Source organism: Cellulomonas sp. RIT-PI-Y (assembly GCF_025642745.1).
GTDB lineage: Bacteria > Actinomycetota > Actinomycetes > Actinomycetales > Cellulomonadaceae > Cellulomonas.
In genome coordinates, this window is the sequence record NZ_JANZKP010000072.1 from 1 (window position 1) to 14,154 (window position 14,154).

Sequence of the window (14,154 nt, forward strand, 5' to 3'; positions counted from 1 at the left end):
GGTCCGCCACCGACACCCGCTCGGGCGCGGGGGCGTGCTCCGGCGTCGTGACCGGCTTCGGCTCCGTGGCGGCGAAGGCGGTGGTCGGCATCGCGGCGGTGGCCGGGGTGTCGTCGATCACCGCGGTGTCGTCCGGGTCCACCGCCGCAATCAGCTCGGTGTCGTCGTGGCCGCGCACCGTCTCGATCACCTCGGTCTTCTCGACCAGCTCGGCCTCGCCCAGCTCGGTCCCGGCCTGCTCGGTCACGTCGTCCTGCTCGGGCACGTCGGTCGCCTCGTCCTTCGGGTGCGTGGAGCCCTGCTCGCGCTCGCTCATCAGTCCTCCTCGATGGTCACGTCGCCCAGGCCGAGGTCGACCTGGAGCTCGATCTGGGCGGTGGTGCCGCTGGTCAGTTCCTCGCTGCGGAAGGTGGTGTTGTTCCCGACGCCGCTGACGGTGCGGGAGCTGTCGTCCAGATCCCAGGAGACGGTGCCGCCGCCGGAGCGGACGGTCGCCTCGACCGGCACACCGTCCGGCACGACCACGGTCACGTTCCCCATCCCGACCTGGACCGGGACCACCAGGGTGTCGTCGTCCCGCAGCGGGACGTCGGTCAGGTCGATCTCGGCGCTGCCGACGCCCACGGTGAAGCCGTCCGCCGCGTCCGATCGGCTGGTCACCTCGAAGGTGCGATCGCCGACCGCGACCGAGCCGCCGTCGCGGTGGAACCGCCAGTCCGCGTCGGAGTCCGACGCGACGGCCGGGCCGGCGATCACGAATCCGATGATGGCCAGGGCCGTCAGGCCGCCGGAGCGCCGTCCGAGGATGCCGCACAGGACGATCGCCAGGCCGACCAGCACCACGCCGGCGCCGACCACGACGCTGGCCACTGGGCCGGTGTAGGCGCCGGTGCGGTCGGCGATCAGCAGCACCGCGAGACCGATCAGGATCAGGCCGACGACCGCACCGGTCACGGCGGACCCGGGACCCGGGACGCGGGGCCGGGGCGGCTTGGGGGCCTTCGGCGGCTTGGGCGGACGCGGCGGCTGACCGGTGCTGCCCTGCGGCCGGGGCTGCTGCCAGGCGGGCGCGGCACCGGGCATCGTGCCGGGGGAGCCCTGGGAGTACGCGTAGGGCGGCGGCACCTGCGCACTGCCGTACGGCGGTCGCGGCGGCGCCGAGCCGGCGGGCGGCGGGACCGGGGCGGTGGCTCGCGGGGCCGCCGGGGTGTGCTGCGAGGACGTCGGATCCGGCATCGGAGCCTGGCCTTCCGGGGTCGAGGTGGGGCCACGGCGGTCCTTGCGGGCGTTCGCGGCGACGATGATCAGGGCGACGAGCGCGGCCGACCACGCCAGGGCGGGGAACCAGCCGGAGTCGAACGGACCCCAGCTGAACCACCAGCCGCCGCTGGTCGCGCCGATCAGCACCAGGACGCCGGCACCGATCAGGCCGCCGTCCCAGTCGCCGTGGACGGCCTGCTCCAGGTGGATCCGGCCGTCCGGCTCCGGCAGCAGCGCCCAGGCCACCCCGTAGAGCACCAGGCCGAAGCCCATCAGGACGGCCAGGCCGAACACGCCGCGGACCAGCAGCGGGTCGAACCCGAACCGGTCGGCCACACCGGAGGCGACCCCGCCGATCCAGCGGTCCTCGCCGCGGGTGATCCCGATCCGGCGGACCGCACCGAAGAAGCCGTCCCCGCCGGGGGCGCCGGGGCGACCGGTCGCCGGTCCGGAACCGGCCGGGGGCGGGGTGCCCGGGCCGTAGCCGGTGCTGTCGTTCGTCATGCTCCGATCCTGACGCGGGAGGGGGTCCCGGGACATCGGGGTCGACCCTGAGCCGCCCCTGAATCCGGACCCGGGGACCCCGGAGTTCCGTGCTCAGGGCTTCGGCGGCGGGTCCGGACGTGTGACCATCGGTGCATGCAGACCCCCGTCCGGCCGCCGTTGCGCCGACCCGAGCGCGGCCGCGTCCTCGGTGGCGTGGCCGCGGGACTCGCCGCGCACCTGGGCGTCTCGGTGCGGATGGTGCGGGCGCTGTTCGTGGTGCTGACCCCGGTGGCGCTGTTCGGACCTCTGCTCTACGTGTTCTGGTGGGTGACGGTCCCGCTCGGGGACGCCGCGGTGCTGGCGGGCGTCAAGCCGGCCCACCAGTCGCGGCTCGCCCCCGTGCTCAGCCCGGCCCGGGTCCAGCAGCTGCGCAGGCTGCCGTGGGGGCAGATCGCGGTGGGCACCGGCCTGGTGGTCGCGGCGATCGCGCTGCTGCTCAACCGGTCCGGCAGCTCGATCGGATCCAGTTGGCTGGTCCCGGTGCTGCTGCTGATCGCGGGGGTCGCGCTGGCCTGGAGCCAGCTGGACGCGGTGCAGAAGGAGCGCAAGGTCGAGGCCCGGAACCGGGTCAGCGTGCTGCGCCTGGTCGGCGGCCTGGTGATCGCCGGGGTCGGGGTGCTGTTGCTGGTCGGCAAGGAGACCGAGCCCGCGGTGCTGGTGCAGACGACGGTGGCGGCGCTCGCGGTGCTGGCCGGCGTGGCGCTGGTGCTGGCTCCGTGGTGGCTGCGCCTGGTCCGGGAGCTCGGCGACGAGCGCACCGCCCGGGCCCGGGAGTCCGAGCGGGCCGACATCGCCGCGCACCTGCACGACTCGGTGCTGCAGACCCTGGCGCTGATCCGGTCCCGGGCCGACGACGCGACCGAGGTGGCCCGGCTGGCCCGGGCCCAGGAGCGGGAGCTGCGCGCCTGGTTGTACGACGACCGTCCGGAGCCCGGCACCTCGGTGGTGGCGGTGCTGCGCGCGACGGTGGCCGAGATCGAGGACACCCGGGTCGGCTCGGAGGGCGAGGCCGTCACGATCGACGTGGTGGTGGTCGGCGACTGCGAACCGGACCAGAACACCGACGCTCTGCTGCAGGCCACCCGGGAGGCCCTGCTGAACGCGGTCCGGCACGGGCGACCGCCGGTGTCCTGCTATCTGGAGGTCGGTCCCACCGGGGTGGAGGCCTTCGTCCGGGACCGCGGGACCGGCTTCGACCTGGACGCGGTGCCCTCCGACCGGTTCGGGGTGCGGGAGTCGATCCTGGGCCGGGTGCGCCGACGCGGAGGCACGGCCTCGGTGGTGTGCAAGGACGGGGGCGGCACGGAGGTGCGGTTGCAGGTGCCGCGGGCGGGCGCGGCCACCGAGGCTGCTGACCAGCCGGAAGAGAGGACGATGCAGTCATGAGCGAACCGATCGACGTCGTGCTGGTGGACGACCACCTGATGTTCCGGGCCGGGGTGCGCGCCTCGTTGGACGAGCGGGTGAACGTGGTCGGGGAGGCCGAGACCGTGGAACAGGCGGTCGCCGTGGTCCGCGAACGGCGTCCGCCGGTGGTCCTGCTGGACGTGCACCTGCCCGGTGGGAATGGGGGCGGCGGTGCGGAGGTGATCCGGCTGTGCCAGGACCTGCTGGCCGAGACCCGGTTCCTGGCGCTCTCGGTGTCCGACGCGGCCGAGGACGTGGTGGCGGTGATCCGGGCCGGTGCGCGCGGGTACGTGACCAAGGCGATCTCCGGCGCCGACCTGTCCGCCGCGGTGCAGCAGGTGGCCGGTGGCGATGCGGTGTTCAGCCCGCGTCTGGCCGGGTTCGTGCTGGACGCCTTCGGCACCGCGGCCGGCGACGTGGCCACCGGCGACGACGAGCTGGACCGGCTGTCCGCCCGGGAGCGCGAAGTGATGCGCCTGATCGCTCGTGGCTACTCGTACCGGGAGGTCGCCTCGGAGCTGTTCATCTCGATCAAGACGGTCGAGACCCACGTGTCCGCGGTGCTGCGCAAGCTGCAGCTCTCCTCCCGGCACGAGTTGACCCGGTGGGCGGCGGCGCGCCGGCTGCTCTGACCGGCGGTCCGCCGCGGACCGTGACCGACCTGGCCGTCACGGTCCGCGGTGCCGCTCAGATGTTGCAGGTGTACTCGACGCCGTCGATGTAGTGCGTGCCGTTGCCGTACTCCTGGCAGGTCTCGTAGACGTGGAAGAGGCTGAGGCCGACGACCGAGCCGATCACCAGCCAGATCGCGCCGACCGCGATCGCGATCCAGGCCATCACCTTGCTCGCGGTGTCGCTGGTACCGCGCTTCTTCACCAGGGCGACGACGCCCAGCACGATGCCGATCAGGCTGGTGCAGCCGATCACGGAGAGCACCAGGGCGATGATCGCCAGGGTCTTGGAGCCGGTGGACGGCGCCGGGGCGTAGGGCTGGTAGGCCGGTGCCTGCGGAGCACCCTGGTAGGACGGTGCGGCCGGGTACTGGGGTGCGCCGGTCGTCCCCTCACCGGGGGCCGGGTAGGACGGGAAGCCTCCGGAGCTCGACGGCTGGTCGGGGTGGTTCGGCTGCTGCGGCTCGGGCGGGGGCACGGGCGTGCTCATGGGTCCTCGTCTCGGTTCGGGGTGTGATCGTGCTCGTCGCGATCTTGCCAGGACCGGTTGCCGAGCGCCGGGAGTTCCGGCTCCGGGATGTCGGTGCGGACGCCTAGGCTGGGTCCGCCATGACGTCGCTCTTCGAGAACCTCCCGCTGCCCGGACTCGACCTCGCCCGCCTGCCCGCGGCACCCCCGCGCGCCGAGCCGGCCGACGAACCCCGTCGGTCCGGACCGCACCGGGGGGACCCCGGTGCGCTGGTGGAGGGGCTGAACCCGCAGCAGCGCGCCGCCGTGCTGCACACCGGCGGACCGCTGCTGATCGTGGCCGGTGCCGGGTCGGGCAAGACCCGGGTGCTGACCCACCGGATCGGCTACCAGCTGGCCACCGGCCGGGCGCGGGCCGGGGAGATCCTGGCGATCACCTTCACCAACAAGGCCGCCGCGGAGATGCGCGAGCGGGTCGCCGCTCTGGTCGGCCCCTCCGCGCGCGCGATGTGGGTGTCCACCTTCCACTCCGCCTGCGTGCGGATCCTGCGGGCCGAGGCCACGACGCTGGGGCTGCGCACCAGCTTCTCGATCTACGACTCCGCGGACTCCCAGCGCCTGATCACCCTGGTGGCCCGCGAGCTGGACCTGGACCCCAAGCGCTACCCGCCCAAGGCGCTCGGCTCCACGATCTCCTCGCTGAAGGACGAGCTGGTCGCGCCGGAGGACTACGCGGCGACCCACGGCGGTGACGGCGCCAGCGACTTCGACCGCACGCTGGCGCAGGTCTACGCCCGGTACCAGCAGCGGCTGCGCCAGGCGAACGCCCTGGACTTCGACGACCTGATCATGACCACGGTGAACCTGCTGCAGGCGTTCCCGGCGGTGGCCGAGCACTACCGCCGCCGGTTCCGGCACGTGCTGGTGGACGAGTACCAGGACACCAACCACGCCCAGTACGTGCTGGTGCGCGAGCTGGCCGGCGCCGGGGACGACGGCCCGAGCGGTGAGGTGCCGCGGGCCGAGCTGACCGTGGTCGGCGACTCGGACCAGTCCATCTACGCCTTCCGCGGCGCGAACATCCGCAACATCATGGAGTTCGAGGCGGACTACCCGGACGCCACCACGATCCTGCTGGAGCAGAACTACCGCTCCACCCAGACCATCCTGTCCGCCGCCAACGCGGTGATCAGCCGGAACCCGGGTCGGAAGGCCAAGCGGCTGTGGACCGACTCCGGCCAGGGCGCGCAGATCGTGGCGTACGTGGCCGACGACGAGCACGACGAGGCCCGGTTCATCGCCGGGGAGATCGACCGGCTGGGCGACTCCGACGGGGTGCGGCCGGGCGACGTGGCGATCTTCTACCGCGCCAACGCCCAGTCCCGGGCGCTGGAGGAGGTGCTGGTGCGCGTCGGCCTGCCGTACAAGGTGGTCGGCGGCACCCGGTTCTACGAGCGCAAGGAGATCAAGGACGCGGTCGCCTACCTGCGGGCGATCGCGAACCCGGACGACGACGTCAACCTGCGGCGGATCCTCAACGTGCCCAAGCGCGGGCTGGGGGAGCGGTCCGAGGCGATGGTGGCGGCCTACGCGGAGCGGGAACGGATCTCGTTCGGCGCGGCTCTGGACCGGCTGGACCAGGTGCCCGGGCTGGGCACCCGCGCGATCACCGGGCTGCGGGCGTTCGCGGAGATGATGTCCGGGTTGCGTGAGCTGGCCGAGTCCGGCGAGTCCGGCCCGGCCGACGTGCTGGGCGCGGTGCTGGACCGCAGCGGGTACCTGGCCGAGCTGCGGGCCAGCGAGGACCCGCAGGACCAGACCCGGGTGGAGAACCTGGCCGAACTGCACGCGGTGGCCACCGAGTTCGAGGAGTCCGAGCCGGAGGGCGATCTGGCGGACTTCCTCGAGCGGGTGTCGCTGGTCGCCGACTCGGACCAGATCCCGACCGACGACGGCGGGGACGGCGGGGACGCCGCGGCGGCCCGGGCGGAGCAGGGCGTGATCACCCTGATGACGCTGCACACCGCGAAGGGCCTGGAGTTCCCGGTGGTGTTCCTCACCGGGCTGGAGGACGGCACCTTCCCGCACATGCGCTCGCTGGCGGACACCGACCAGCTGGCCGAGGAGCGTCGACTGGCCTACGTGGGGCTGACCCGGGCCCGCGAGCGGCTCTACATCTCCCGCGCCGCGGTCCGCACCGCGTGGGGGGTGCCGAACGAGTTCCCGGCCAGCCGGTTCCTGGACGACCTGCCCGAGGAGCTGATCGACTGGCGGCGGCGCGAGTCCAGCACCGATCGGCTGCGGGGTCCGGGCGGGTTCCTCGGCGGGCGCTCGGGCGGCAGCTCCGGCTACCGCAACGAGCCCTCCGGCGAGCGCGCCCGGGACCGCCGCCGGGTCGACCTCAGCCAGCGCCCGGCCGGTGGGGCGACCTTCGGGTCGGCGACACCGCGGTCCGACGCGCAGATCCCGGACCTCGCGGTGGGGGACAAGGTCACCCATGACAGCTACGGGCTGGGCACCGTGGTCGCGATGGAAGGGGCCGGGCAGAACGCGGTCGCCAAGGTCGACTTCGGCTCCGAGGGCACCAAGCGCCTGCTGTTGCGGTTCTCCCCGGTGACCAAGCTCTGAACCAGGCATGATGCTGCGCATGCGTAGTGCTCTCTTCGACCAGGTCCACGCCGAGATCCAGACCAGCGAGCGGTTCGCGCTGCAGAGCTCCAAGATGCTCAAGGTCACCCTCGGACCCGATGTGCTGTCCGCCAAGGGTGCGATGGTCGCCTACCAGGGCCAGGTGCAGTTCCACCACGAGGGCTCCGGCTCGGTGGCCCGGTTCGTCAAGAACGCGATCAGCTCGGACAACCAGCCGCTGATGCGGGTCTCCGGTCAGGGCGAGGTGTTCTTCGCCCGGTCGGCGGAGAACGTCTTCCTGCTGCAGCTGGAGGGTGACGCGATCAGCGTGAACGGGTCCTCGCTGCTGGCCTTCGACGGGGCGCTGCAGTGGGACCTGCACCGGACCAAGGGCGCCGGGATGATGACCGCCGGGCTGTTCAACACCCTGATCCAGGGGCAGGGCATGGTCGCGCTGACCTCGCACGGTGCGCCGATGATCCTGGACTGCTCGCAGCAGCCCACCTTCGTGGACCCGAACGCCGCGGTGTGCTGGTCGGCGAACCTGCAGCCGGGCCTGGTGAACAGCATGAACATGCGGTCGTTGGTCCGGGGCGGATCCGGCGAGGCGTTCCAGTACGCGTTCCACGGCCCGGGCTTCGTCGTGGTGCAGCCCTCCGAGGGCTTCCCGATGCCGACCGCCTGAGCGTCGTCAGGCCGCCGGGCGGGACTCCAGCGCCGTGCGCAGCCGCTCCGGGTCGCCACCGGCCCGGAGCAGCAGGGCGTGGGCCGCGCTGCCGGGCAGCCGCAGCACGGCCAGCAGCAGGTGACCGGAGTCGATCGACCGGTCCCCGAGCCGGACCGCCTCGCGCAGCCCGACCTCCAGGGTCTTCTTGGCCTCGCGGTCGAAGGTGAGGTGGCGCGGACTCCGCCGGCCGGCGCGGTCCAGCGCGCCGGCGCCGAAGGTGTGGTCGGCACCGGCCCGCACCGCGTCCAGGTCGATCCCGATCGCGGCCAGGGCCTCCGCGTCCAGCCCCGAGCTGCCGATCAGTGCCGTCAGCCGGTCAGGGGTGATTCCGGCGGCGGCCAGCGCGGCGCCGGCCGGACCGCCGCCGGCGCTGAGTGCGAGCAGCAGGTGGGTGCCGTCGATCCGGTCGGCGCCCAGGTCGCGGGCGCGGGCCTGGGCCTCGGTCACGGTGGTGCGGGCGTCGGCGGTGAAGCGTTCGAACATGGGGACCTCCTGGTCAGCGGGTGGTGCCGCGGTGCTTCTGGTGCGAGGCCTGCCGGCTGGTGCCGAGCGCGTCCGCGATCTCCTGCCAGGACCAGCCCAGCTCGCGGGCACGGCCGACCTGCAGCCGCTCCAGCCGGTCCGCCAGCTCACGCAGCGCGCGCACGGCACGCAGTCCGGTGGCAGGGTCGGTCGCGGTGGCGTCGTGCAGCGGATCGGTCATGCGTCAAGTTTGGTTGACACGGCGCCGCTGTCAAGAGAGGTTGACAGGACTCTGGTCCCGGCTCGATCTCTCGATGTGGAGATAAAAGGCCGCCGGATGGTTACGATCGTCCGCGGCAGAGCAGCCGATCCCCACCCGGGATACATGGGAAGGACCGCAACACGTGGACCTGTTCGAATACCAGGCACGCGACCTCTTCGAGCGGCACGGGGTCCCCGTCCTGGGCGGGATCGTCGCCCGGACCCCCGCCGATGCGCAGGCCGCAGCCGAGACCCTCCTGTCCGCCCCGGACGCCACCGGCGTCGTCGTGGTGAAGGCGCAGGTCAAGACCGGTGGTCGTGGCAAGGCGGGCGGCGTGAAGATCGCCCGCAGCGCTCAGGAGGCCGCCGAGCGTGCCGAGGAGATCCTCGGCATGGACATCAAGGGCCACACCGTGCACCAGGTGATGATCGCCGCCGGTGCGAACATCGACCAGGAGTTCTACTTCTCCCTGCTCCTGGACCGCTCCGAGCGGCGCTACCTGGCGATGGCCAGCGTCGAGGGCGGGATGGAGATCGAGCAGCTGGCGGTGGAGCGACCCGACGCGCTGGCCAAGGTGCCGGTCGACCCGCGCGCAGGGATCGACGCCGCCAAGGCCGCCGAGATCGTCGCCACCGCGGGCTTCGCGCCCGAGGTCGCCGATCAGGTGGCCGAGACCGTGCAGCGGCTGTGGGACGTCTACCGCGAGGAGGACGCCACCCTGGTCGAGGTGAACCCCCTGGTGCTCACCGCGGAGGGCCGGGTCGTCGCGCTGGACGGCAAGGTGGCGCTGGACGCCAACGCGGACTTCCGCCACCCGGACCACGGCGAGCTCGCGGACCCGTCGGCGGACGACCCGCTGGAGGCCCGCGCCAAGGAGAAGGACCTCAACTACGTCAAGCTCGACGGCGAGGTCGGCGTGATCGGCAACGGCGCCGGACTGGTGATGAGCACCCTGGACGTGGTGGCCTACGCCGGTGAGGAGCACGGCGGTGTGAAGCCGGCCAACTTCCTGGACATCGGCGGCGGCGCCTCCGCGGAGGTGATGGCCGCCGGGCTGGACATCATCCTGTCCGACCCGCAGGTGAAGTCGGTGTTCGTCAACGTCTTCGGCGGGATCACCGCCTGCGACGCGGTGGCCAACGGCATCGTCGCCGCGCTCGGCATCCTGGGCGACCAGGCGACCAAGCCCCTGGTGGTCCGGTTGGACGGCAACAACGTGATCGCCGGGCGGCGCATCCTCCGCGACGCGGACCACCCGCTGGTCACCCTGGCCGACACGATGGACGGCGGGGCCGCCGAGGCCGCCCGGCTCGCCCACACCGCCTGAGTCCACCCGAGAAGCGAAGAAGAGAGACAACCACCAATGGCGATCTTCCTGACCGCGGAATCCCGGGTCATCGTCCAGGGCATGACCGGCTCCGAGGGCAGCAAGCACACCACCCGGATGCTGGCCGCCGGCACCACCATCGTCGGCGGGGTGAACCCGCGGAAGGCGGGCACCAGCGTCGAGTACCCGCGCGGTGACGGCTCCGGCCTGACCGTGGCGATCCCGGTGTTCGGCTCGGTGGCCCAGGCCGTCGAGTCCACCCGGGCCGACGTGTCGGTGATCTTCGTGCCGCCGGCCTTCACCAAGGCCGCGGTGATCGAGGCCGTCGACGCGGGCGTCCCGCTGATCGTGATCATCACCGAGGGGGTGCCGGTTGCCGACACCGCCGAGTTCTTCGCCTACGCGCAGGAGAAGGGCGTCCGACTGGTCGGCCCGAACTGCCCCGGCCTCATCAGCCCGTCCCAGTCCAACGTCGGGATCATCCCGGCCGACATCACCGGCCCGGGCCGGATCGGCCTGGTGTCCAAGTCCGGCACCCTGACCTACCAGATGATGTACGAGCTGCGGGACCTGGGCTTCTCCACCGCGGTGGGCATCGGCGGCGACCCGATCATCGGCACCACGCACATCGACGCCCTGGCCGCGTTCCAGGAGGACCCGGACACCGACCTGATCGTGCTGATCGGTGAGATCGGCGGCGACGCCGAGGAGCGGGCCGCCGCGTTCATCCAGGCGCACGTCACCAAGCCGGTGGTCGCCTACGTCGCGGGCTTCACCGCGCCGGAGGGCAAGACGATGGGGCACGCCGGAGCCATCGTGTCCGGCTCGGCGGGCACCGCCGCCGCGAAGAAGGAGGCGCTGGAGGCCGCGGGCGTGCAGGTCGGCACGACGCCGACCGAGACCGCCGAGCTCGCGCGCACGCTCCTGGCCTGAGCCGGCCGGGCGCGGCGTGCCCAGCCTCACGGCGGCACGCCGCGCCCGCCTGACCCGCTCCGCCCGCTCGCTCGGGGACGATGGGGTGATGAGCCCTGGTACCCGGCCCCCGCAGCGGGGCAGCACGAACCGGGTGCTCGACGACCGCGCACCCGGCCGGTTCTTCGCCTCGGACCTGGACGGCGCGCCGCGCTGGGTCGGCGGCCTGCTGGCCGGGCTCCAGGCCGCGCTGCTGTCGTTGCTGGTCGTGGTGGTCCCGGCGATCGCGGCCTTCGTCGCGACCTCCTCCGCGCCCGCCACCGACGGCGTCCCGTGGACCAGTGCGCTGCAGGCCGGGGCCGGGATCTGGCTGCTCGCCCACGGCGTGCCGTTCCCCACCGCCCCCTCGGTGACGCTGGCTCCGCTCGGGCTGACCGCCCTGGCGGTGTTCAGCGGGTGGGCGTCCGGCCGGCGCTCCGGCTACGCCACCTGGCAGTCCTACGCGGCCGGGATCGCGGCGTACACCGGGGTGCTGCTCCTGGTCGGCCTGTTCTGCGGCGTCCCGCTGCTGCACCTCGGCATCGGGGTGTTCGCCGCGGTCACCGTCTCCGGGCTGGGCCTCGGCGCCGGGCTGCTCCGGCGGGCCGAGGCTCCCCGGCTGGCCACCCTTCTGCTCCCGGTGCGCCGGCGGCTGCCCGAGCCGGTCGCCCAGGGGATCGGTGCGGGGGCGGTCGCGCTGTTCGCCCTGCTCGGCGCGTCGGCCGTGCTGACCGTGGCCTGGATCCTGGCCGGGCGCACCACGATCGCCGAGGTGGTCTCCGGCCTCGGTCTGGACGCGGTCGGCGGCGTGGTGCTGGCCGTCGGCGAGCTGGCCTACCTGCCGACCCTGGTGATCTGGGCGATGTCCTGGCTGACCGGGCCCGGCTTCGCGGTCGGGGTGGACACCTCGTTCACGGTCGGCGGGGCCACCACCGGAGCGCTGCCCGCGGTGCCGATCCTCGGTGCGTTGCCCGCGCCGGACATCGCGGGCGGGGTGCTGCGCTACATCCCGGTCGTCACCGTGCTGACCGGACTGCTGGCCGTGCTCTGGCTCCGGCGCCGACTGGCGTCGACCCGGGCCTGGGACCCGGTGATCGCGGGGGCGGTGTCCGCGGTGGTCGCCGGTCTGGGCGCCGGGGCGCTGTCCGCGCTGGCCTCCGGCGGGATCGGTCCCGGACGGATGACCGAGTTCGGCCCGGCACCGGCGCTGGTCGGCCTGGCCGTGGCGGCGGGAACCGCGCTGGCCATGGTGCTGGTGCTCTGGCCCGCCGACCCACATCTGCGGTCGGCGGTGGGCCGTGCGGCGCGCGGGCTCTGGCGGCGGATCCGCCCGGATCACCTGCCCACCTGACCTCCGGCCCGGTTCGGCGCGCCGCGGACCGGGCACACTGGTCCACGGACCACCCCGCACCGGCGCGAGAGGACACGGATGGCTGCCGCAGCCCTGTACCTGGGCGCCGCCCTGTTCGGCGGGCTGATCGCCGTCCTGCTGCGGCTGCCCCCGCTGGTCGGGTTCCTGGCGGCGGGCTTCGCGCTCGGTGCCGGTGGCGCCCCGCACCTGCCCTATCTGGAGCCGGTCGCCGACTTCGGCGTGGTGCTGCTGCTGTTCGCCATCGGGCTCAAACTGGACGTGCGCAGCCTGCTGCGCCGCGAGATCTGGCTGACCACCGTGGTGCACCTGGTGGTGTCGGTGGCGATCGCCGTCGGGTTCCTCGGGCTGCTGGCGGTGATCGGCTTCGGGCACGTGGCGGGGGAGTCGCTCAGCGCCCTGGCCCTGGTCGGCTTCGCGCTGTCGTTCTCCTCGACGGTGTTCGTGGTGAAGGTGCTGGACGACCGTTCCGACACCACCGCGCTCTACGGCCGGATCGCGGTCGGTGTGCTGGTCATGCAGGACGTGGCGGCGGTGGTCTTCCTGTCGCTGTCCAGCGGTGAACCGCCCAGCCCGTGGGCGTTCGCGCTGCTGGCGCTGATCCCGGGCGCGTGGGTGCTGCACCGGATCTGGGACCGCGTCGGGCACGGCGAACTGCAGGCGCTGTTCGGCGTGGCGGTCGCGGTGGTGCTCGGCTACGGCCTGTTCGAGCTGGTCGGGATCGACGGCGACGTCGGTGCGCTGGTGGCCGGGGCGCTGCTGTCCTCGCATCCGCAGGCCGCTGAGCTGTCCCGCTCGCTGATGACCTTCAAGGACCTGATGCTGGTCGCGTTCTTCGTGCAGATCGGGCTGCACGGGACCCCGCACCTGCTGGAGGTCGGCCTCGCGCTGCTGCTCCTGCTCATGCTGCCGTTCCAGGTGTTCGCCTACGCCGGGGTGCTCTGGCTGATGCGGCTGCGGCGCCGGACGTCGTTCCTCACCGCGCTGGTGCTGTCGAACTTCTCCGAGTTCGGCATCATCGTGGCCGCCGTGGGCTCCACCGCCGGGCTGCTGGACGAGCAGTGGGTGGTGGTGATCTCGCTCGCGGTGGCGTTCAGCTTCGGCCTGTCGTCCATCGTGAACCGGCGGGGCGTCGAGCTGGCCACCCGGCTGTCCCGGCTGCTGCCGGTGCGGGACAGTTTCCGGCTGCACCCGGACGACCGGCTGGTCGACATCGGGGAGGCCGACGCGGTGGTGCTCGGTCTCGGCCGGGTCGGGGCGGCGACCTACGCCCGGCTCCGGGACGAGTACGGGCTGTCCGTCGTCGGTGTCGAGCACGACCGCAGCCGGGTCGGCGCCCTGGAGGACGAGGGATTCGAGGTGGTCCGTGCCGACGCCACCGACCTGGAGTTCTGGACCCGGGTGCAGCGGGCCGGCCGGGTCCGGGTCGCGGTGCTGGCGATGCCGTTCCACAACGCCAACCTGATCGCGCTCGCCCGGCTCCAGGCCGCCGGGTTCACCGGGAAGGTCGCCGCGGTCGCCCGCTACGACGACGACGTGGCCGAGCTGGAACGGCACGGCGCGGACGCGGTCTTCCATCTGTACGGGTCAGCGGGTTTCGCGCTGGCCGACCACGCGGCGGAGGTCCTGCTGCGCCAACCCGCGCGCCGCCTGCCACGGCCCGGTGAGGAGCGGGACGTGCTGGACCCGCTCGACCGCGACTCCTGACCGCCGGGCCCGCGACCGCTACGAGCCGGTCGACCCCAGCCAGGTGTCCAGCAGGTCCGTCGACCGCTGCTCGAAGTCCTGCCGGCAGCCCGCCCGCGCCGACTCGGTGATCGCGGACCCCAAGCAGTCCTGCAGCGCCGACTGCGCGGGCCACAGCGCGAGCGGGGCCAGCGTCATCAGCCCGAGCATCCCGGCCAGGCCCAGCCCGATCACCACCAGCGGGGCCAGTCCGCGCACCCGGCCCTTCGCGGCGGCGCGCAGCGCACGGATCCCGGTGACGATCGCGCCGGCGATGAAGGCCAGTGCCGCGGCACCCCAGGGCAGCGGCAGCATGCTGACCAGGACGGCCGCGATCATCCAGACCCCGAA

At 73.3% G+C, this 14,154-nt stretch carries 14 protein-coding genes; 8 read left to right on the forward strand and 6 right to left on the reverse strand.

Going from position 1 to position 14,154, the window contains the following annotated elements:
* On the reverse strand, positions 1-316 hold a 316-nt coding region (locus OGL89_RS15770), incomplete at its 3' end, for a hypothetical protein (RefSeq protein ID WP_263121120.1).
* Positions 316-1,764 carry a PspC domain-containing protein gene (locus OGL89_RS15775; RefSeq protein ID WP_263121123.1) on the reverse strand — a complete coding sequence of 483 codons (1,449 nt, stop codon included), beginning with the start codon at positions 1,762-1,764 and terminating at the stop codon, positions 316-318. The genes OGL89_RS15770 and OGL89_RS15775, both read right to left, overlap by 1 nt.
* A 135-nt stretch (positions 1,765-1,899) precedes the next feature.
* Here OGL89_RS15775 and OGL89_RS15780 point away from each other — a divergent pair, with 135 nt between their 5' ends.
* Both OGL89_RS15780 and OGL89_RS15785 read left to right on the forward strand, forming a co-directional pair.
* Positions 1,900-3,192 carry an ATP-binding protein gene (locus tag OGL89_RS15780; protein ID WP_263121124.1) on the forward strand — a complete coding sequence of 431 codons (1,293 nt, stop codon included), beginning with the start codon at positions 1,900-1,902 and terminating at the stop codon, positions 3,190-3,192.
* Complete coding sequence (locus OGL89_RS15785) at positions 3,189-3,845, forward strand: response regulator transcription factor (RefSeq protein WP_263121125.1); 657 nt, start codon at positions 3,189-3,191, stop codon at positions 3,843-3,845. Before OGL89_RS15780 ends, OGL89_RS15785 begins: the two co-directional genes overlap by 4 nt.
* Positions 3,846-3,900: 55 nt before the next feature.
* Here OGL89_RS15785 and OGL89_RS15790 read toward each other — a convergent pair whose 3' ends face one another.
* Positions 3,901-4,374 (reverse strand): DUF4190 domain-containing protein, encoded by a 474-nt coding sequence (locus OGL89_RS15790; RefSeq protein ID WP_263121126.1) that lies wholly within the window; start codon positions 4,372-4,374, stop codon positions 3,901-3,903.
* A gap of 119 nt (positions 4,375-4,493) precedes the next feature.
* Here OGL89_RS15790 and pcrA point away from each other — a divergent pair, with 119 nt between their 5' ends.
* A complete protein-coding gene (gene pcrA, locus OGL89_RS15795) occupies positions 4,494-6,980 on the forward strand; it encodes a DNA helicase PcrA (RefSeq protein WP_263121127.1) in 2,487 nt (828 codons plus the stop codon).
* A 19-nt stretch (positions 6,981-6,999) separates the two neighbouring features.
* Positions 7,000-7,665 (forward strand): AIM24 family protein, encoded by a 666-nt coding sequence (locus OGL89_RS15800; protein ID WP_263121128.1) that lies wholly within the window; start codon positions 7,000-7,002, stop codon positions 7,663-7,665.
* Between the two features lie 6 nt (positions 7,666-7,671).
* Here OGL89_RS15800 and OGL89_RS15805 read toward each other — a convergent pair whose 3' ends face one another.
* Complete coding sequence (locus OGL89_RS15805; protein ID WP_263121129.1) at positions 7,672-8,190, reverse strand: Clp protease N-terminal domain-containing protein; 519 nt, start codon at positions 8,188-8,190, stop codon at positions 7,672-7,674.
* A gap of 13 nt (positions 8,191-8,203) precedes the next feature.
* The gene (locus tag OGL89_RS15810) at positions 8,204-8,410 is read right to left on the reverse strand and encodes a helix-turn-helix domain-containing protein (protein WP_263121130.1); all 207 of its coding nucleotides are present in this window, start codon (positions 8,408-8,410) and stop codon (positions 8,204-8,206) included.
* 163 nt (positions 8,411-8,573) lie between these two features.
* Here OGL89_RS15810 and sucC point away from each other — a divergent pair, with 163 nt between their 5' ends.
* The 4 genes from sucC to OGL89_RS15830 all read left to right on the forward strand — a co-directional run bounded on the left by sucC (position 8,574) and on the right by OGL89_RS15830 (position 13,785).
* Entirely contained in the window at positions 8,574-9,758 is a 1,185-nt protein-coding gene (gene sucC / locus OGL89_RS15815; protein ID WP_263121131.1) for an ADP-forming succinate--CoA ligase subunit beta, read from the forward strand.
* Positions 9,759-9,794: 36 nt separating this feature from the next.
* Positions 9,795-10,691 (forward strand): succinate--CoA ligase subunit alpha, encoded by an 897-nt coding sequence (gene sucD / locus OGL89_RS15820; RefSeq protein ID WP_263121132.1) that lies wholly within the window; start codon positions 9,795-9,797, stop codon positions 10,689-10,691.
* 88 nt (positions 10,692-10,779) lie between these two features.
* Positions 10,780-12,060, forward strand: a complete 1,281-nt coding sequence (locus OGL89_RS15825) for a DUF6350 family protein (protein ID WP_263121133.1) — start codon at positions 10,780-10,782, stop codon at positions 12,058-12,060.
* Between the two features lie 78 nt (positions 12,061-12,138).
* On the forward strand, positions 12,139-13,785 hold the full coding sequence (locus OGL89_RS15830; protein ID WP_263121134.1) for a cation:proton antiporter family protein: 1,647 nt from the start codon (positions 12,139-12,141) through the stop codon (positions 13,783-13,785).
* Between the two features lie 18 nt (positions 13,786-13,803).
* On the opposite strand, the gene OGL89_RS15835 is transcribed toward OGL89_RS15830, so the two are convergent.
* The coding region (locus OGL89_RS15835) for a hypothetical protein (protein ID WP_263121135.1) at positions 13,804-14,154 on the reverse strand (351 nt) is incomplete at its 5' end.

What these genes read in the sequence shown, in the direction of transcription:
- OGL89_RS15775 (WP_263121123.1), bottom strand. Translation starts at nt 1,764, where the DNA reads ATGACGAACGACAGCACCGGCTACGGCCCGGGCACCCCGCCCCCGGCC.
- OGL89_RS15780 (WP_263121124.1), top strand. Translation starts at nt 1,900, where the DNA reads ATGCAGACCCCCGTCCGGCCGCCGTTGCGCCGACCCGAGCGCGGCCGC.
- OGL89_RS15785 (WP_263121125.1), top strand. Translation starts at nt 3,189, where the DNA reads ATGAGCGAACCGATCGACGTCGTGCTGGTGGACGACCACCTGATGTTC.
- OGL89_RS15790 (WP_263121126.1), bottom strand. Translation starts at nt 4,374, where the DNA reads ATGAGCACGCCCGTGCCCCCGCCCGAGCCGCAGCAGCCGAACCACCCC.
- pcrA (WP_263121127.1), top strand. Translation starts at nt 4,494, where the DNA reads ATGACGTCGCTCTTCGAGAACCTCCCGCTGCCCGGACTCGACCTCGCC.
- OGL89_RS15800 (WP_263121128.1), top strand. Translation starts at nt 7,000, where the DNA reads ATGCGTAGTGCTCTCTTCGACCAGGTCCACGCCGAGATCCAGACCAGC.
- OGL89_RS15805 (WP_263121129.1), bottom strand. Translation starts at nt 8,190, where the DNA reads ATGTTCGAACGCTTCACCGCCGACGCCCGCACCACCGTGACCGAGGCC.
- OGL89_RS15810 (WP_263121130.1), bottom strand. Translation starts at nt 8,410, where the DNA reads ATGACCGATCCGCTGCACGACGCCACCGCGACCGACCCTGCCACCGGA.
- sucD (WP_263121132.1), top strand. Translation starts at nt 9,795, where the DNA reads ATGGCGATCTTCCTGACCGCGGAATCCCGGGTCATCGTCCAGGGCATG.
- OGL89_RS15825 (WP_263121133.1), top strand. Translation starts at nt 10,780, where the DNA reads ATGAGCCCTGGTACCCGGCCCCCGCAGCGGGGCAGCACGAACCGGGTG.
- OGL89_RS15830 (WP_263121134.1), top strand. Translation starts at nt 12,139, where the DNA reads ATGGCTGCCGCAGCCCTGTACCTGGGCGCCGCCCTGTTCGGCGGGCTG.